General features: G+C 71.5%; 18 protein-coding genes and 2 pseudogenes. 4 read left to right on the forward strand and 16 right to left on the reverse strand.

Annotated elements, in window-relative coordinates; genetic code table 11:
* The first annotated feature begins 114 nt into the window (after positions 1 to 114).
* The gene (locus tag ACQEU1_RS12435; protein WP_433199654.1) at positions 115 to 540 is read left to right on the forward strand and encodes a DUF1761 domain-containing protein; all 426 of its coding nucleotides are present in this window, start codon (positions 115 to 117) and stop codon (positions 538 to 540) included.
* Here ACQEU1_RS12435 and ACQEU1_RS12440 read toward each other — a convergent pair.
* The 12 genes from ACQEU1_RS12440 to ACQEU1_RS12495 all read right to left on the reverse strand — a co-directional run bounded on the left by ACQEU1_RS12440 (position 537) and on the right by ACQEU1_RS12495 (position 9107).
* Entirely contained in the window at positions 537 to 968 is a 432-nt protein-coding gene (locus ACQEU1_RS12440; protein ID WP_433199657.1) for a PH domain-containing protein, read from the reverse strand. The genes ACQEU1_RS12435 and ACQEU1_RS12440 overlap by 4 nt on opposite strands.
* Positions 968 to 1465 (reverse strand): 6,7-dimethyl-8-ribityllumazine synthase, encoded by a 498-nt coding sequence (ribH, locus tag ACQEU1_RS12445; protein ID WP_433199660.1) that lies wholly within the window; start codon positions 1463 to 1465, stop codon positions 968 to 970. The genes ACQEU1_RS12440 and ribH overlap by 1 nt, the downstream gene beginning before the upstream one ends.
* Entirely contained in the window at positions 1462 to 2724 is a 1263-nt protein-coding gene (locus ACQEU1_RS12450) for a bifunctional 3,4-dihydroxy-2-butanone-4-phosphate synthase/GTP cyclohydrolase II (RefSeq protein ID WP_433199663.1), read from the reverse strand. The genes ribH and ACQEU1_RS12450 overlap by 4 nt, the downstream gene beginning before the upstream one ends.
* A complete protein-coding gene (locus tag ACQEU1_RS12455; RefSeq protein WP_433199666.1) occupies positions 2721 to 3341 on the reverse strand; it encodes a riboflavin synthase in 621 nt (206 codons plus the stop codon). The genes ACQEU1_RS12450 and ACQEU1_RS12455 overlap by 4 nt, the downstream gene beginning before the upstream one ends.
* Before the next feature lie 8 nt (positions 3342 to 3349).
* Positions 3350 to 4333 (reverse strand): bifunctional diaminohydroxyphosphoribosylaminopyrimidine deaminase/5-amino-6-(5-phosphoribosylamino)uracil reductase RibD, encoded by a 984-nt coding sequence (gene ribD / locus ACQEU1_RS12460; RefSeq protein ID WP_433211452.1) that lies wholly within the window; start codon positions 4331 to 4333, stop codon positions 3350 to 3352.
* A 14-nt stretch (positions 4334 to 4347) separates the two neighbouring features.
* Complete coding sequence (rpe, locus tag ACQEU1_RS12465) at positions 4348 to 5013, reverse strand: ribulose-phosphate 3-epimerase (RefSeq protein WP_433211455.1); 666 nt, start codon at positions 5011 to 5013, stop codon at positions 4348 to 4350.
* A gap of 26 nt (positions 5014 to 5039) precedes the next feature.
* Positions 5040 to 5537, reverse strand: coding sequence for a flavoprotein (locus tag ACQEU1_RS12470; protein ID WP_433199669.1), 498 nt, complete (start codon positions 5535 to 5537; stop codon positions 5040 to 5042).
* 323 nt (positions 5538 to 5860) lie between these two features.
* Positions 5861 to 7297: an RsmB/NOP family class I SAM-dependent RNA methyltransferase gene (locus tag ACQEU1_RS12475; protein ID WP_433199672.1), complete on the reverse strand. Its 1437-nt coding sequence runs from the start codon at positions 7295 to 7297 to the stop codon at positions 5861 to 5863.
* On the reverse strand, positions 7294 to 7437 hold the full coding sequence (locus ACQEU1_RS12480; protein WP_433199675.1) for a hypothetical protein: 144 nt from the start codon (positions 7435 to 7437) through the stop codon (positions 7294 to 7296). Before ACQEU1_RS12480 ends, ACQEU1_RS12475 begins: the two co-directional genes overlap by 4 nt.
* On the reverse strand, positions 7434 to 8360 hold the full coding sequence (gene fmt, locus ACQEU1_RS12485; RefSeq protein WP_433199678.1) for a methionyl-tRNA formyltransferase: 927 nt from the start codon (positions 8358 to 8360) through the stop codon (positions 7434 to 7436). Before fmt ends, ACQEU1_RS12480 begins: the two co-directional genes overlap by 4 nt.
* A 2-nt stretch (positions 8361 to 8362) precedes the next feature.
* Positions 8363 to 8911 carry a peptide deformylase gene (gene def / locus ACQEU1_RS12490; RefSeq protein ID WP_382442122.1) on the reverse strand — a complete coding sequence of 183 codons (549 nt, stop codon included), beginning with the start codon at positions 8909 to 8911 and terminating at the stop codon, positions 8363 to 8365.
* Between the two features lie 46 nt (positions 8912 to 8957).
* A complete protein-coding gene (locus tag ACQEU1_RS12495; RefSeq protein WP_382442123.1) occupies positions 8958 to 9107 on the reverse strand; it encodes a hypothetical protein in 150 nt (49 codons plus the stop codon).
* A 129-nt stretch (positions 9108 to 9236) separates the two neighbouring features.
* Between ACQEU1_RS12495 and ACQEU1_RS12500 the strand changes: the two genes are divergently transcribed.
* Together ACQEU1_RS12500 and ACQEU1_RS12505 are read left to right on the forward strand one after the other, a co-directional pair.
* Positions 9237 to 9830, forward strand: coding sequence for an RNA polymerase sigma factor (locus ACQEU1_RS12500; RefSeq protein WP_433211458.1), 594 nt, complete (start codon positions 9237 to 9239; stop codon positions 9828 to 9830).
* The gene (locus tag ACQEU1_RS12505; RefSeq protein ID WP_433199682.1) at positions 9830 to 11029 is read left to right on the forward strand and encodes a hypothetical protein; all 1200 of its coding nucleotides are present in this window, start codon (positions 9830 to 9832) and stop codon (positions 11027 to 11029) included. The genes ACQEU1_RS12500 and ACQEU1_RS12505 overlap by 1 nt, the downstream gene beginning before the upstream one ends.
* Before the next feature lie 62 nt (positions 11030 to 11091).
* Here the strand turns inward: ACQEU1_RS12505 and ggt are convergent, their stop codons facing one another.
* Complete coding sequence (gene ggt / locus ACQEU1_RS12510) at positions 11092 to 12867, reverse strand: gamma-glutamyltransferase (RefSeq protein ID WP_433199685.1); 1776 nt, start codon at positions 12865 to 12867, stop codon at positions 11092 to 11094.
* A gap of 65 nt (positions 12868 to 12932) precedes the next feature.
* Between ggt and ACQEU1_RS12515 the strand changes: the two genes are divergently transcribed.
* A complete protein-coding gene (locus ACQEU1_RS12515; protein WP_433199688.1) occupies positions 12933 to 13400 on the forward strand; it encodes a hypothetical protein in 468 nt (155 codons plus the stop codon).
* A gap of 3 nt (positions 13401 to 13403) precedes the next feature.
* Here the strand turns inward: ACQEU1_RS12515 and ACQEU1_RS12520 are convergent.
* The 3 genes and pseudogenes from ACQEU1_RS12520 to ACQEU1_RS12530 all read right to left on the reverse strand — a co-directional run.
* Positions 13404 to 15131 (reverse strand): annotated as a pseudogene (locus ACQEU1_RS12520) (primosomal protein N'); the annotation flags it as partial.
* Between the two features lie 819 nt (positions 15132 to 15950).
* Positions 15951 to 16301, reverse strand: a pseudogene (locus tag ACQEU1_RS12525) (primosome assembly protein PriA); the annotation flags it as partial.
* 30 nt (positions 16302 to 16331) lie between these two features.
* On the reverse strand, positions 16332 to 17537 hold the full coding sequence (locus ACQEU1_RS12530) for a hypothetical protein (protein WP_433199691.1): 1206 nt from the start codon (positions 17535 to 17537) through the stop codon (positions 16332 to 16334).
* Positions 17538 to 17540: the final 3 nt, after the last annotated feature.

Below are 17540 nucleotides of genomic sequence, written 5' to 3' on the forward strand. Positions count from 1 at the left end.
AGTGCGAAAGGGCCGCTCACCGCGAGGTGGGCGGCCCTTTCGCCGTCAATGCGTTCGTAACGCTCCGCGTTCGCCCTGCGATGCCAAGAGACCCTGATCATTGCGGGAGATTCCATGAACCTGAGCGTGCTCGGCGACCTGAACTGGTTGGCCGTCGTCGTGGCCACGATCGCCTACTTCGGGCTGGGCGCGGTCTGGTACGCGGAGTACGCCTTCGGCAGGGCCTACCAACGCGCGTCCGGCCAGGACCTGAGCCCTCCGGAGAAGCAGAGCGCGGCCGTCTTCGCCGTCCCGCTGCTCACGTGCTTCGTCATCACGCTCGCCACCGCGATGCTCGGGCACGCCTCCGGCACCGACAACATCATGGAAGGCCTGCTGCTCGGCATGGTCGTCGGCATCGGCGTCGCCCTGCCCGTCAGGATGGTGACGGGCAGCTACGACATGACGAAGCCCGCCCCGTTGACGTTCGCGGCCATCGGAGCGGGCTATCACATCGTCGGTCTCACGCTCGCGGGCGCGATCCTCGGTCTGTGGGTCTAGATGCGTGCTGCCTTGTGCAGTTCACGCAACGCGCGCACGGACGTCACGGCGTACTCACGGTCTGTCGCCTGCACGGCCATGATGGACACGTACTCGTCGTCGGGCAGCTCCAGGCGGGCCCACGCGGCGCCGTCCGGGAAGCTGACCGACAGCACGTCGTTCCAGTCGTAGTGGTGGGACGTCACGACGTTGCGCACGTCGACACCGGACTCATCGGCCGTGACGCGCGGACGCGTCAGCAGCAGCACACCGCCCGCCAGCAGGAAACCGAGCACGATCATCGCGACCTGGTCGGAGGTCCGGAAGATCACGCCGGTCGGGGTGTCGCCGAGCAGGATGCCCACCACCGTGAACACGGCGACGAGGCCGATCGCGCACGCCCACGCGACGCGGCGGATCTTCTTGGGGCGCAACACGATCGCCGTCATCATTCGAATCCCTGCTCGGTCCACGGCTGACGCAGGCCGCGCAGCACCAGTGCGGTGTCGATCGCGGCGACGGTCGCCTCGTATCCCTTGTCCTCCACCGAGTCCGGCAGCCCGGCACGAGCCAGCGCCTGCTCCTCGGTGTTCGTCGTCAGCACGCCGTTGCCGACGGGCGTGGACTCGTCCAGCGCCACGCGGGTGAGCCCGTCGGTGACCGAGTCGCACACGTACTCGAAGTGCGGGGTGCCGCCGCGGATGACGACGCCCAGCGCGACCACCGCGTCGTGGTGCCGCGCGAGTTCCTGCACCACCACGGGAAGCTCGATCGCGCCCGCGACGCGCACGACCGTGGTGTCGACGCAGCCCGCGTCCTCAGCGGCCTGCAGGGCACGCGTGACGAGCTGGTCGGTGATCTTGGTGTGCCAGCGCGTCGCCGCGATGGCGACGCTCAGGCCCTTGCCGTCGAGCTTCGCCTGCTCTGGACGGCCCTCGCCGCTCATTCCTGGTCCTCCGTAGCGGAAACAACGGTCTCGTACTGTTCCAGCTGGCTCAGTTCGTGACCCATCCGGTCGCGCTTGGTGCGCAGGTACCGCAGGTTCTCCGGGTTCGGGGAGATCGGCAGCGGCACCCTGTCGAGCACGCGAAGACCGTATCCGGCCTCCAGTCCGACGCGCTTGGCCGGGTTGTTCGTCAGCAGCCGCATGGACTTGATGCCGAGCTCCACCAGGATCTGCGCGCCCGTGCCGTAGTCGCGCGCGTCGGCGGGCAGACCCTGCTGGAGGTTCGCGTCCACCGTGTCGGCGCCCTGGTCCTGCAGCTGGTACGCCTGCAGCTTGTGCATCAGGCCGATGCCGCGGCCCTCGTGGCCGCGCATGTACAGCACGACGCCACGGCCCTGTGCCGCAACGGCTTCCAGCGCCGCGTCGAGCTGCGGGCCGCAGTCGCAGCGCAACGACCCGAGCACGTCGCCGGTGAGGCATTCGGAGTGCACGCGCACCAGCACGTCCTCGCCGTCGCCGATCTCGCCGTACACCATCGCGACGTGCTCGATGCCGTCGAGCAGGCTGTCGTAGCCGAACGCGGTGAACACGCCGTGCGCGGTCGGGATGCGGGCCTCGGCGGCGCGCACGACCTGGGTCTCGACCCGGCGGCGGTACGCGATGAGGTCCGCGATCGTGATCAGCGCGAGGTCGTGGTCCGCGGCGAAGACCTCGAGCTCGTCGCGGCGCGCCATGTCGCCCTCGTCCTTCTGCGACACGATCTCGCAGAGCACGCCGGCGGGTGACATTCCCGCGAGACGCGCGAGGTCGACCGAGGCCTCGGTGTGGCCGGGACGGCGCAGCACGCCGCCGTCGCGGGCGCGCAGCGGCACCACGTGACCGGGCCGGTTGAAGTCGGTGGCCTTCGCGGTCGGGTCCGCGAGCAACCGGATCGTGCGGGCGCGGTCGGCGGCCGAGATGCCGGTGCTGATGCCCTCGCGGGCGTCCACCGTGACCGTGTACGCGGTGCCGCGCTGGTCCTGGTTCGTGTGGTACATCGGCGGCAGGTCGAGGCGGTCGCAGTCGGAGTCCGTCAGCGCCACGCAGACGTACCCGGACGTGTAGCGGACCATGAACGCGAGCAGCTCCGGCGTCGCCTTCTCGGCGGCGAAGATCAGGTCGCCCTCGTTCTCGCGGTCCTCGTCGTCCACCACGACCACGGGCCGTCCGGCGGCGATGTCCTTGATCGCGCGCTCGATGTCGGCGAAGTCGGTGCTCACTGGGCCTCCTCGCCCGCGATGGCCCGCAGGTGCGGGATCGCCAGTCGTTCAACGTACTTAGCGAGCACGTCGACTTCCAGGTTCACCAGGTCGCCGGGCAGCCGGTGCCCGAGCGTGGTGAGTTCGAGCGTCGTCGGGATGAGGCTCACGGTGAACTGGTCCTCGGAGACGGTCACGACCGTCAGCGAGACGCCGTCGACCGTGATGGAGCCCTTCTCGACGACGTAACGGGCGAGGCTCGGCGGGAGTCCGATGTGGACGATCTCCCAGTGCTCCGCCTTCTCCCGCGCGAGAATCGTGCCCGTGCCGTCCACGTGGCCCTGCACGATGTGGCCGCCGAGGCGCTGGCCGACCGCGGCCGCGCGCTCCAGGTTGACCCGGTCGCCCGCCGCGACCTTGGCGAGGCTGCTGCGCGTGAGGGTCTCGCGCATCACGTCCGCGGTGAAGGCGCCGTCCTCGACCTCCACGACGGTGAGGCACACGCCGCTCACCGCGATGGAGTCGCCGTGCTTCGCGTCGCTGGTCACGATCGGCCCGGTGATGCGGATCCGTGCCGCGTCGGGCAGGTCCTCAATCGCCTCGACGTGGCCGAGTTCCTCGACGATCCCGGTGAACACCGCTCCTCCTAAGTTTGCGGAACCGCGCTGATCCGCAAGTCCGGTCCGCTCATGGTGACGTCTTCCACGGTCAACCTCACAGCGTCCGTGATGGTCGACACGCCCGCACCCAGCACCGCCGCGGGACCGTCCCCGAGCAGCGCCGGCGCGACGTAGGCGAGCACGCGGTCGATCCTGCCCGCGCGCAGGAACGCGCCCGCCAGGGTCGGACCGCCCTCCAGCAGCACGTCGACCACTCCCCGTTCGGCCAGTGTGTTCAGCACCGCGTCCGGGTCGTGCGTGCGCAGATGAAGTGCGGTCTGCTGGAGCTTCGCTCCACCCGGCAGGTCGCTCATGCCCACGACCACGGGCAACGGCTGGCGGGGCAACGGCATTCCGTCGGCGTCCCTGGCGGTCAGCGCGGGGTCGTCCGTGCGGACCGTGGTGGTGCCGACCATGATCGCGTCCAGCTTCGCGCGCAGGTCGTGGACCTCCTTGCGGGAGGTCTCCGAGCTGATCCACTGGCTGGTGCCGTCGCTTGCCGCGATCCGGCCGTCGAGCGAGGCCGCGTACTTCCACGTGACGTGCGGACGGCCCGTGCGCGCGTAGTGCAGCCACGCCCTGAGGGGGCCCCTGGCGACGTCGTCCGCTCCAAGGCCGCTTTCGACCGTGATGCCGGCGTCTTCCAGCACCTTCGCACCGCCCGCCGCCCTCGGGTTCGGGTCGCTGATGGCGTGAATGACGTGCTTTATGCCCGCTTCGCGCAACGCTTCGGTGCACGGCGGCGTACGGCCGTAGTGCGCGCACGGCTCAAGGGTGACCACGGCCGTGCCGCCCCGTGCTTTCGTGCCCGCTTCTTTGAGCGCCATGACCTCGGCGTGCGAACCGCCGACGGGTTGGGTGGCGCCGAATCCGACGGCCTTGCCGTCCTCGTCGAGGATCACGCAGCCGACCGGCGGGTTGGGGCTCGTGGTGCCCCGCACCCGTTCGCTCTCGGCGATGGCGAGCGCCATCGCGTCCTCGGGCGTCACGTGGTCCTGGTTCCCCGGGCGCCGGCCGCCTGAGCGCGCAGGGCCTCGATGGCCTTGCCGGGGTCGGCCGAGTCGTAGACAGCGGATCCGGCGACGAAGCAGTCGACTCCCGCCTGCGCGGCCTGCTCGATGGTGTCGGCGTTGATGCCGCCGTCGATCTCCACGAGCAGCTTGAGGTGACCGGTGTCGACGAGGTGGCGGGCCTGGCGGACCTTGTCCAGGACGTCGGCCATGAAGCTCTGGCCGCCGAAGCCCGGCTCGACCGACATGACCAGCAGCGTGTCGTAGTGCTTCAGGACCTCGACGTACGGCTCCAGCGGCGTGCCGGGCTTGATGCTCAGGCCCGCCTTGCTGCCCGCGGCCCTGAGGTTCTTGGCCAGCGCGATCGGGTCGTTCGCGGCCTCGACGTGCACGGTCACGTTGTACGCGCCGGCCTCCGCGTAGCCGATGGCCCAGCGGTCGGGGTCCTCGATCATCAGATGGCAGTCGATCGGGATGTCGGTCACCTTGAGCAGCGACTTCACCACCGGCAGGCCGAGCGTCAGGTTCGGCACGAAGTGGTTGTCCATGACGTCGACGTGGATCCAGTCCGACGTGGGCACCGCGGCGAGCTCGTCGGCGAGGCGCGCGAAGTCGGCGGACAGGATGCTGGGAGCGATCATCGGCGTGTGGACCACGAGGATGAAGTCTAGGTGTCCAGCAGGTCGAGCAGGCTGCGGGGAGGCACGTCTGAGACCACGACGACACCCGCTCCGGTGAGCGTCGTGACGTGGGTCTCCCACATCGGGTGACGGCGCTTGTCGGCGTTGGCGTGGGGCTGGACGACGACCTTGCAGCCCTCGACGCCGATCGCCTCGTTCAACGCGGTCAGCGCCTGGTTGTCGCCGATGCCCAGCGCCAGCTTGGCCACCGAGTTCGCGCTGGCGGGGGCGAAGATGAACGCGTCCGGCGTGCGGTACGGCTTGGGCTCGCTCGGCATCCGCGGCTCCCAGCGGATCGGGAGGTCGGTGAGCGCCTGCAGCTGGTCGAGCTCCCCCGCCGCCTCGAACCACGGCGCGACCGCCGGGGTGAAGGTGATGGCCAACTGCCAGCCCCGTTGGACGGCCGGTTCGGCGAGATCGGTGCGGAACCACTTCTCCACGCCGCCGCAGCCCGACGCGACGAGTCCGAGCAGACCACGTGTCATGGCGACGATCTTAGGTTCGGTGGTCCGGACGAACGCCGCCGCCGGTTCTCGCACCGCCGATCCTCCACCGCCGGCCCAGGACACGATCGAGACCTCGGCCAACTCCATCGGGGCACCCGTCACTCCCGGCGTGACTCCCTGATGCCGAAGTCCGCCGGACCGACCCGCTCCGGACCTCTCCTGGGCGTCAGGGAACTGGGTGGCATCGCTCCGCATGCCACCCACCGTGTTGCTGCCGGGCTCGTCGCGCCCTTGGCCCGACCTCGCCCTGTCCGGGTGTGTCAGACCCCGTCGCTAGCGTGGTTCTCGCAGGTCCTGAGCGCTCAGTTCGGGCGTCGCAGCACCGCGCAGAACATCGCGTCGGTGCCGTGCAGATGGGGCCAGAGCTGGACGTGCGGGCCTTCTCCGAGGTCCGGAACTCCGGGGAAGAGCTCCCGCGTGTCCAGCACTTCGGCCCCGGTCCGCTTGGCGACGTCCGTCACCACCCCGACGGTCTCCGAGAGATGAGGTGAGCACACGACATAAGCCACGACGCCCCCAGGGCGCACCAGCCGCAACGCCTCGGTGAGCAGCTCACGTTGCAACTTCGTGAGCGTACCGACGTCGGCGGGCTGGCGCCTCCACCGCGCCTCCGGGCGCCTGCGCAGAGCACCAAGACCGGTGCAGGGCGCATCGACCAGTACCCGGTCGAACGCTCCTTCGACGAAGTCGGTCTCGCGCCCGTCGGCGACCTCCACGGTCACCGGCAGGCCGGTGGTGATCTTGCGCACGAGCTCCGCGCGGTGGGGTGCCTTCTCGACGGCGATCAGCTCGCCGCCTTCCAGGCCGACCAGCGCGGCCAGCAGGGCGGCCTTGCCACCGGGGCCGGCGCAGAGGTCCAGCCAGCGGTCGTCCGTGCCCTCGATCGGCGCGCGCGTCAGGGCCAAGGCACACAGCTGGCTGCCCTCGTCCTGGACGTTGGCGAGGCGTTCCCGGACCGGTTCCAGATCACCGGGATCGCCCGCGCCCGCTTCCAGGTGCACGCCGTAAGGCGAGTAGGGCGCCACGTCGCCGCCGACGATCGCGGCGAGCTCGTCGGCGCTCACCTCGCCGGGGCGGGCGACCAGGTGCACGGCCGGCCGGGCGTCGTCCGCCTCCAGGGCGAGCTTCAACGGTTCCTCACGGCTGCCGAGGGCCTCGGCGAACGCCTGCGCGATCCAGCGCGGGTGGGCATGGCCGAAGGCCACGTTGCCGATCGGGTCGGTGTCCGGGTCAGGTGCGAGTTCGTCGATCCAGGCGGCCTCGTCCTGCTCGGCCACGCGGCGCAGCACCGCGTTGACGAAGCCCGCGACACCGGACCCGAGCTCACCGCGCACGAGGTCGACGGTCGAGGCGACGGCGGCGTGGGACGGGATGCGGGTGCGCAGCAGCTGGTACGTGCCCAGCCGCAACGCGTCGAGCGCCGAGCCGTCCACTTCGGACAGCGGGCGGTCGGAGCACGCCTCGATGACGGCGTCGAGCAGTCCCTGTGCTCGTGCCGCGCCGTAGGTGAGCTCGGTGGCCAGTGCGGCATCACGGCCGGTGATGCGGCGGTCGCGGAGCATCTGCGGCAGCACCAGGTTCGCGTACGCGTCACGCTGCCGCACGGCGCGCAGGGTCTCCAGCGCGGCGAGGCGGGCCGGGTCCTCCACGGGTGGCCGGGAAGGGCCGGTGCGCCGCTTCGGCGGGTGCGGCCTGCGCGGGCGGGAAGGCTTGGAGGCGCCTCGCGGGTCGTTGGTCATGCGGTGCACTCCACTGTCTTGGGCTCGCTCGCGGCGGCGAGGACGACGCGCTCGGACTCGCGTGCTCCGGCACGGGTCACGAGCGACGCGTCCCGCGTCTCACGGGCGAAGTCGGGTGAGCTCGGTCGGGGGAACGTCACGCGATGCGCTCCCCTGGTTCGATCCGCGTGCCGCGCGCCCAGTCGGTGGCGGCCATGCGCTTCTTGCCCTGCGCCTGGACCTCGCCGAGGGCCACGGCGGTGGTCGCGGTGCCCACGAGCACGCGCTTGCGCTCGACGAGCACCTCGCCCGCGGGCAGCGTCACGTCGGCGACGGGCGTGACCGGGCCGAGCTTGAGCCGTTCACCGCGGAACTCGGCCCACGGGCCGGGTTCCGGTGTGACGGCGCGGGCCAGGCGGTCGACGGCCGCGGCCGGCGTGGTGAAGTCGAGGCGCGCGTCCTCGACGGTGATCTTCGCGGCGTAGCTGACGCCGTCCGCGGGCTGGTCGACGGCGACCAGGGTGCCGTCCTCGATGCCGTCCACAGTGGACAGCAGCAGGCCGGCGCCCGAGATCGACAGCCGGGTGAGCAGGTCGCCGGAGGTGTCGCGGTCGCGCACCTTCTCGGTGACGACGCCGAACACCGGGCCCGCGTCGAGCTCCTTGACGATGCGGAACGTCGAGGCGCCGGTGATGTCGTCGCCGTTGCGCACGGAGGCCTGCACCGGCGCGGCGCCGCGCCACGCGGGCAGCACGGAGAAGTGGAGGTTGACCCAGCCGAACTTCGGCACGTCCAGCGTCCGCTGGGGAAGGAGGTTGCCGTAGGCGACGACCGGGCAGAGGTCGGGTTCCAGCGCGCGCAGGCGGTCGAGGAACTCGGGATCGCCCGCCTTGGCCGGGGTGAGGACCTCGATGCCGTGGGAGTCGGCGAGGGCGGCGACCGGGGAGCGCTCCAGCTTCCGGCCGCGGCCGGAGGGCGCGTCGGGGCGGGTGACCACGGCGACGACGTCGTGGCGGGGGGAGTCGATGAAGGCGCGCAGCGAGGGAAGTGCGACCTCGGGCGTACCGGCGAACACGAGTCGCATGGTCAGCTGGACCTGCCGAAGAGTGGGTGCGGGCTCTGCTTCAAGGTGGGGACCGTACCGTCGAACCACGAGGACTGCCGGATCTCGCGCATGGCCTGCTTGCGGGTCTCGGCGTCGAGGCGGTCGAGGAAGAGCACTCCGTCGAGGTGGTCCGACTCGTGCTGGATGCAGCGCGCCAGCGTCTCGGTGCCCTCGACCTCGACGGGCTCGCCGTGCATGTTCCAGCCCTTGGCCACCACGTGCAGGTGGCGCTTGCAGTCCCACGACATGCCGGGGATGGACAGGCAGCCCTCCGAGCCGTCCTGCATCTCCTCGCCGACGACGTCCCAGGTGGGGTTCACGAGGTGCCCCGCGAAGCCGTCGCAGTGGTAGGTGAACACCCGCAGTCCGACACCGAGCTGGGGCGCGGCGAGGCCGGCGCCGCCCGCGTCCTGCATCGTGTCCCACAGGTCCTTGACCAGGGTGCGCAGTTCCTTGTCGAAGTCGGTGACCTCGGTGGCCGCGGTGCGCAGCACGGGGTCGCCGAACAGGCGGATGGGTTGGACGGTCACGCAGTGCTCCTCGTGTGGACTGGGAGTCAGTCTACGAGGAGCGCGGTCAGTGCTCGGACGCGCTGCCGAGGAAGATCACGCCCACCAGTGCCATGAGGAAGTGGCCGGTGAAGCGCAGCGCCGTCAGCACCGGACGCAGCAGCGCGTGGAAGTCGAAGTGAGCAACTGCGGCCCTGGATGCGGTAGTCGTCGTCATGGTGTCAACTGTGCCGTTCGCGCAGGTCAGCGCACATCGGCTCGCGGTATCGACGTGTGGTCAGCCCGAGGTAGGAAGATCGGGTGCAACACTCGGCCGGAAGGTGGACACCAACGGGACATGAGGCTGATGCGACCGATCTGGGAGGGGGCGGCCGCCATGCCTGACGACGCCCCGTCGGACGCCGAACTGTGGGCACGCGGCGATGAGCGCGCCTTCGGCTTGCTCTACGACCGCCACGCCGAGGCGGTGTGGAACCACGCCTACCGGCTGACGGCGTCGTGGTCGACCGCGGAGGACCTGACGTCCGCGACGTTCATGACGGCGTGGCGCCGCCGCGCCGAGATGAAGCTCGTGCACGACAGCGCGCTGCCGTGGCTCTACACCGTGGCGGGCTTCCTGGCCCGGTCGGAGTTCCGCCGCAGGGCGCGGTTCACCCGGCTGCTGCACCGCGTGCCGCGCGACGACGTGCAGCGCGACCACGCCGAAGACGTAGCCGCGTCACTCGACCACGAGGCCAGGCTGCGGGAGGTGCTGGAGGCGGTCGAACGCCTCCCCCGCGCCGAACGCGAGGCCGTCGAGCTGGTCCTGCTCGGCGAGCTGTCCACGGCGCAGGCCGCCGAGGCCCTGGGAGTGGCCGAGGTGAGCGTCCGGTCCCGCATCTCGCGCGCCCGCACGCGCCTCCGCAAGCAAGTCTCCTTCGACACCCTGGAGGTGCGGTGATGGCCTTCGACCTGCCTCCCCGCCGCGATCTGCCCGAGGACGTCAAGGAGCGGATGCGCCCTGACTTCACCGAAACGGTCGCACCTCGGCGCCGCAGCCGTGCCCCGCTCGCGGTCGCCGCGGGAGTGATCCTCCTCGTCGCGGGCGGTGTGGTCGTCACGCAGACGGCCAGCCACCAGGTCAGCCCTGGCCACGTGCGCGTCGTCACCCCCTCCGACCGCGACCTGGCGCGCTGCCGCACCGCCCTGGGGGACCAGAACTGGCAGTCGACCGAGATGGTCGTCTTCCACCTGCGCAAGGTCCTCTACGGCAAGGACGGCCGGTTCTGCGAACTCACCCGGTCGAAGGCCAGCGTCGCGTCGCCGGGCTTCAAGCCCGTCGCGATGACGGAGGGCTCGGTCGCCTACCGCTCGGAGAAGATCATCGCCGGTGTGCCGCCGGCGGGCGCCACCACCGTGAAGAGAATGCCCAACAGCTACACCCACATCGATCGCAACGCCTTCACCGACAAGGTGGTCACCGAGCGCTTCTTCGTCGCCGAGATCTGGGGCTGGGGAACGCTGAAGAAGGAACTGTTCTTCGACGATCGGCCCGTGGAGACGCCGCCGATCGATCCCAAGTCGTCGGCGACCACCACGGTCAGCTTCGAGAGCGGTGAGCCCGACCCGAGGTCACCGTCGAACATCCTCGCCCAATGCGCGGACCAGAGGTGGGAAGCCGAGGGGGTGAACGGCGATCAATTGGAGGGCTGGGAACCCCTCGCCGTGCTGGGAACCGAGGAGCCGCGCGGTGTGCTGGTCGCCCGCCGGGGCGAAACCGAGTACGCGACCTGTTACACCTACCCGCGTGAGCTCAGGCGCTTGGAGATCTTGAGCGACGTCCAGGAAGAACCAGACAGGCCGTACTTGATCAGCGGAGAGCACATCGGCGAGTCCTACGAAGAGGATTTGGGCTTCACCGCGTCGGACTACAGCGTCATGGGGCGTGTCGGTCCGCACGCCAGAACCGTCGAGGTGTCGGACCGCGACGGTTCCGCGATCACCGCTGAGGTGTCGGACGGCTTCTTCCTGGCGACGGTCCCCCTCCGGGACGGGCGCGAAGAGATCGAGGTGGGCGCGCCGCTCGAGCCCGGACGCCTGCACGTGGTCGTCCGCGACGACCACGACGAGGTCGTCTACGAGGGTGAACTGCTCAAGTAGCCACAACGCAGGTGGGGTAGGCCGTCACGCGGTCTGCCCCACCTGCGTCGTGTTTCCGTCGGTCAGCCCACCTTCACCACGCGGGCGGCGCCTCCGCCGCGTCGGGTGGGTTCGGCTACGGCGCGCCAGCGGCCGTCCTTGGCGCGTTCGACGGCGGTGGCGGCGCCGATCTCGGCGTTCTGGCTGAACTTGTGGCCGATGGCCTGCAGGCCCGCGGTGGTCGCGGCGGCGATGAACTCCGCCTCGGCCGGGGTGGTGGCGGCGTTGCGCTGGGAGGCGCGCGGGGCCTTGACCGCGTCGACCAGGGACATCTTGCGGTCGAGGCGGGCGGTCAGGATCTGGGTGACGGTGGTGATGATGGTGGAGCCGCCTGGTGAGCCGACGGCGAGCAGGACCTTGCCCTGGTCGACGACGATCGTCGGGGCCATGGACGAGCGCGGGCGCTTGCCGGGGCCGGGGAGGTTCGGGTGCGGGACGCCGGCGGTCGGGGCGACGAACTCGAAGTCGGTGAGCTCGTTGTTGAGCAGGAAGCCGCGGCCGGGCACGACGATGCCGCTGCCGCCCTCCGCCTCGATGGTGAGCGTGTAGGCGACGACGTTGCCCCAGCGGTCGGCCGTGGTGAGGTGCGTGGTGCGTTCGGCGTCCTCGCGCAGGGCGGAGAGGCCGGCGGTGGCTTCACAGGCCTTCGGGTTGTACGGGTCGGCGGCGGGCTGCGGGGCGGGCAGCACGGCGTCGGGCTTGATCAGGCAGGCGCGGCTGTCGGCGAACTTCTGCGACAGCAGGCCCTCGGTCGGCACCCGGTTGAACTTCGGGTCGCCGACCCAGCGCAGGCGGTCGGCGAAGGAGAGCTTCGTCGACTCGATGAAGCGGTGCAGGTACTCGACGTCGGAGACCTTCGAGAGGTCGGTCGACTCCAGGATGTTGAGGGCCTCGCCGACGGTCGTGCCGCCGGACGACGGGGCGGCCATGCCGTAGACGTCGAGGCCGCGGTAGCGGCTGTGCGTCGGCTCGCGGCGTTCGACCTGGTAGCGGGCGAGGTCGGAGAGCTGCATGTCGCCGGCGCGCACGTTGCGGGTGGAGCCGGGGACGACCGGCGGCTTCTGCACGGTCTTCACCAGGTCGCGGCCGACGGCGCCGCCGTAGAGCGAGGCGAGCTCGGTGCGGGCGAGCTCGCGGTAGGTGTCGGCGAGCTGCGGGTTGCGGAACGTGCTGCCGACCGCGGGCGGCTGGCCGCCGGGCAGGTAGAGGTCGCGGGTCGAGGTGAAGTCGGCGAAGCGGGCGGCGTTGTTCGCGATCTGCGAGTTGAACGTCTGGTCGACGACGAAACCGCGCCGTGCCAACGACTCCGCGGGTCCCATGGCCTCGCGCAGGTTGAGCGTGCCCCACTTGCGCAGCGCCTGCTGCCACGTCTTGGGCGTGCCGGGGACGCCGACGGACTTGCCGCTCGTCATCGCCTCGGCGAACGGCAGGGGTTGCCCGTTCTCCACGAACAGCTGGTCGGTCGCGGACCTCGGCGCGGTCTCGCGGCCGTCCAGAGTGGACACCCTGCCGGAGCGGGCGTCGTAGTAGACGAAGAAACCGCCGCCACCGATGCCCGCGCTGAACGGGTCGGTGACACCGAGCGCGGCGGCGGTGGCGACGGCGGCGTCCACGGCGTTGCCGCCGCGGCGGAGCACGTCGATGCCGATCTGGGAGGCGTCCGGGTCGACGCTGGAGACGGCGCCTCCCCAGCCGACCTGCTCGGGTACGCGTGGCGCTGGCGAGGACTCCGCCGCTCCCGCCGGGGCGGGGGCGACCAGGGCTACGGAGAGCGTCAAGGCGGCGACCGTTCGCAACATGCGGAAACTTCTACTCCGTTGTGACCGGATGGCAACACCCCTTGAGGAAGGCCTAAGGTGCGGGCGTGTCGATCGATCTTGACCAGTTGCGAACCGATTTCACGAACACCCCGCTCGACGAGGCCGACCGCGAGGAGGCGCTGCACCTCCTGCTGCGCGAACGCCGCGACGGCGACGCGGACCTGCTGCGCCACCTGCTCGCCGAGGAGACCGCCGCGCACCAGGAGGGCTGGGGCGTGCGCGAGGCGTTGGTGCTGGCCGCGCTGCTGCTCGCCGAGTGCGGCCGCGAGGACGACGTGTGGGCCCTGTGGGAGGCCAAGAACGCCTCCTTCGACACCATGGCGGGCCTCGACGGGTTCCTGCTGTTCCCGGCGGGCATCGCGGGCACGACGGCGCACGTGATCGCGGGCGAGCAGCACCCCGAGCGCAACGACCTCATGACCTACATGAGCGAGTACCTGGAGTACGAGAAGCTGACCGACGAGGACATCCGCGAGCACGTCGCCGGCCTGCGCTCCCACTACGAGAACTGACCGCTACAGCACCTCGAGCGGGTCGAGCTTGATGCGCACCAGCTCCTGCTCCTTGCGGGCCGTCCGCACGGCCTGAGCCTCGGCCAGCACGGCGGCGAGCTGCCGGCCCTCCGCGCGCGACACCCGCACCAGGGCGCGTTCCTTGGTCTCGTCGTCACCCAGCGGCACCGGCCCGAGGATCTCGCCGGTGGAGGGCAGCCGCAGCTCGTCGAGCATGGCGTTGACGGCGTCCGGGGTGCCGTCGACGGTCGCCATCCTGACCGCCGGCGGGAACCCGAGCTCGGTGCGCGCGGCCAGTTCGGTCGCGGCGTGCCACACCGGGTCCCACCGGACGAGAGCCTGGACCGGCGTGAGCGACGAGTCGGCGATCACCACCACCCGCCCGTTGCCCGGCCGCACCAGACCGGCGGCCGTCATCCAGCGCCTCAACGCCTCCTCGGACGCCCTCAGGTCGGCCCTGCCGAGCAACGCCCACCCGTCGAGCAGCAGCACGGCGCCGTACCCGCCCTCGGCGACGGGTTCGGCTCCCGGCGTGGCGACCACCAGCGAGGGCTTGCCGGGCACCTTCGTCAGCACCTCGTCGGCGCCGCTGGTGCGCACCGGGTGGCCGGGAAAGGCCCGCCCGAGCTCCTCGGCCGTGCGCCGGGCACCGATGATCTGCCCGCGCAGCTTGCGCGACCCGCAGGTGGGGCACCGGAACCCGGCCTCGGTGGCCGCGCACCACCGGCAGTACGCGGGCTTCGGCAGGCCGTCCTGCGTGCCACCGGGCAACGCCAGCGGCCCGGCGCACCGGCGGCACCGCGCGGGCCCCCTGCACTGCCCGCAGGCGAGCGACGGCACGTACCCGCGCCGCGGCACCTGGATCAGCACCGGCGAGTCGGCCAGCGCGAACCGCGCGGCGTCGAACGCGATGGACGGCAGCCGCGCCGTCCGTGCGGCCGGGTCCTTCACGTCCTGCCAGTCGTTGTCGCCCACCGACACCACGCGCGGCGCCACGGACCTCAACGTCTCGCGCGACGCCACGATCTCGTGCGCCCAGCCGGTCTCGACGAGCAGCTGCGCCTCAGCCGTGCGCGCGAACCCGCCGATGAGCAACGCCGCACCCGTCATGTGCGCGCGCTGCACCAGCACGTCCCGCACGTTCGGATAGGGCGACCGCTGCTCGACGTGCAGGTCGTCGCCGTCGTCCCACACCACGAGCAGCCCAGGATCGCGGACGGGCGCGAAGGCCGTGGCACGCGTCCCGACCACCACCCGAGCGATGCCGCGCCGCACGGCCAGCCACCGCTTGTACCGCTCCGACGGCCCGAGGTCGGCCGACAACGTCACCACGCCCTCGATCAGCCGCCCGCAGGCCTCGGCGACACGGGCCAGGTCGCGGTGGTCGGGCACCACGATCGCCACCCCGCGCCCGGACGACGCCACCGCGGCCGCGGCCTCGGCGAGGCGGGCGGGCCAGTCCTCCGCCGGCAACGCCTGCCAGACGGCGTGGGCGGGCCGGCCCTCGCGCAGGGCCTCCAGGTACTTGGGGCCGCGCGGGTACCGCGACCAGGCGTCCGCGGGAACGGGCGGCAGCGCGGATCGCGCAGGACCGGCGGGGGCGGGCGCTTCGGGCACGGGTGCGGCGGGTGTCGCGGAGGGTGAGGTGGATGCGGTGTCGGGGGTGAGCGCGGCGGCAGAGGCGGGCGCAGCGGGGACGGGGGTGAGAGCGGGCGCCTCAGCAGGGGTGGGCACGGCGGCGGGGGCAGAGGCGGGGGCAGAGGCGGCGGCAGGAGCGGGGACAGAGGCGGGAGCGGAGGCGGCAGCGGGGGCCGAGGTGTCAGCGGGGGCTGAGGTGGCAGCGGGGGCTGAGGTGGCGGTGACTGCGGTGGTGGCGGTGGGTGCAGCAGTGGCCGGGGCGGTGGTGGGTGCGGGGGTGGGAGCGGTGGTGGCCGGGGCGTCGGCGGCGGTAGCCGGGGCGGTGGTGGCGGTGGCCGGGGCTGGGGTAGGTGCGTTGGTAGCGGTCGCCGGGGCGGTGGTGGCGGTGAGTGCGGTGGTGGCCGGGGCGGCGGGGACTGAGGTGATGGGGACTGAGGTGATGTGAGCGGCGGATACCGCAGTGAGGTCGGGCACGGCAGTGGTGGCAGGCGTGGCGGGAGTGGGCGCGGCAGTGGGTACGGCGGGCACAGCGGCGGAGGTGGGCGCAGCGGGTAGGTCGCTGGGGGCGGGCGCGGTGGTAGAGGCGGGTGAGGCGCTGGAGGCGGGCATGGTGGGGGCCGCGGGCGTGGCGTCTGCAGGTGCGGCGTTTGGTTCGGTGGCGTTCGCGAGCGAACCTTCAGACTCGGCTTCGGCGTCTGGAGCGGCTTCGGCGCGGATGTCTGCCGGGGCTGCCGGCGCGTCCGGAGCGGCGTCGGCGGGGGTGTCTGCTGGGGTTGCGGGAGCGCCCGGAAGGACGGCGGCCGGGGCGTTTGTGGGCGGCTGGGGCGTTACCCAGGCTGGGAGTTGGGGTAGTGGTGGGGGCTCGCCTGGGGCTGCTGCTTCTGCTCGGGCGTGGCGGGGTGGGATCGCGAGGCGCAGGACGTCGATCATGCCGCCCGCGTACCTGTCGGCGATGGCTCTGGCCAGGGTGGCGATCTCCGGTGCCAGCACCGGTTCGGGGGAGACGACCTTTTCGATGAAGGCGAGTTTCTTGCCGTACTCCGAGGTCTCGGTGCGCTCCAGCAGGTAGCCGTCCACCAGTTGGCCCGCGAAGCGCACGCGCACGCGGCAGCCCGGGACCGCGGCTTCGTCCAGTTCGGACGGAACCTGGTAGTCGAACGGGCGGTCCAGGTGGGCCAGGGGCACGTCCACCACGATCCGGGCGACCGGCAGCGACTCCGCGGGGACCCGCTCCCCTTTTCTCGCTCCGGTCTTCGCGCTCATGCCTCCTGGTGTATCAGACAGGTCCGACAGTCACGCGTTGCGCCTCACCAAACCGGTGAAGCCCGCCACGAACAGGGTCGCGAACGCCCATGCCAGTACCTGCAGCAGCCACGTGGAGGCGAGCACCAGTTGTCCGGCGCCCGTGGCGGTGTCGACCGTGCATCGGGCGGTGTCGACCTTGACCAGCGGGGTCGCCACGTTCAAGGCGTAGCCGATCTGTTCCACCGCCGAGCACCGCACGGCGCCGCTCGTGAGCACCACGCCCACTGACACGGCGAGCACGCCGGCCAGCCACACGAGGGCCAGGCCGGGGCGGTAGCCGTGGCCCACGGTCACGCCGCGGATCAGGTGCCACACGCGTCCCCAGCGGGAGAGTTGGCCGCGGCGGCGTAGGTCTCGTTGCTGCGCAACGCGGATGCGGCGCACATCGCGTTCATGGCCTGCGGCGGCGTGCGCAGCAGCTAGCTGTGTCCACGGCTGTGTGGCGTAGTTGGGCGTGCGTAACGGCAATGCCGACAACCACTCGTCCACGGTGGCGTCACGCGGCAGTCCTTCGTAGGTCAGCCCTTCGAGCCTGATCAACCCCTCGACGCTTTCGAACGGCAGGAACAACTCCCTGCCCACGCTCATGTGCCGCAGGTCCACCGCGACGTCGTGCGAGACGAAACGGCCTGCTCGCAGGATGAGCTGGCCGTCGACCCGAGTGCCGCGCATGCGCAGCGCGGCGAGCGAACCGCCGCGGGACACCTCGCAGCCGTGCGACAGGAAGATGCCATCGCCGACGTGCAGGTCGACGAGGTTCAGCCCGTCTTCGAACCGGCCGCCCTGGCACGCCAGCACGCCGGCGACGCGGGACCCGCTGAGCGTCACGGTGCCGGCCGCGCGGAAGCCCTCGTCCAGGTACACGCTGCCGCCGATGCGCATGTGCAGCGCGTCGATCGACTCGGCGCCGCTCAGCCGCGCGCCGCTCAGCCTCAGGTGGTGGTCGACGGCGAGGCCGCGGGCCTCGACCATCGGCGCGGCCAGTCCGCTCAGGTCCAGCAGCGAGAACTGCGCGCGGCCGAGCAGCACCGGCGCTTCGGCGGTGCAGTCGTGCAGCACCAACGGTTTCTTCGCCACCACATCGGTCAGGTCGAGCCGGCCGGTGATCGTCGCGCCGACGAGCTTCAACCCACCCGGATCCAGCGACTCGTGCTCGATCATCCGCCGCCGGATCTCGTCCCCCGTGATCTCCACGGG

Origin of the sequence: Lentzea sp. CA-135723 (assembly GCF_050936595.1) — a bacterium.
In the GTDB taxonomy this organism is placed as follows: Bacteria; Actinomycetota; Actinomycetes; order Mycobacteriales; family Pseudonocardiaceae; genus Lentzea.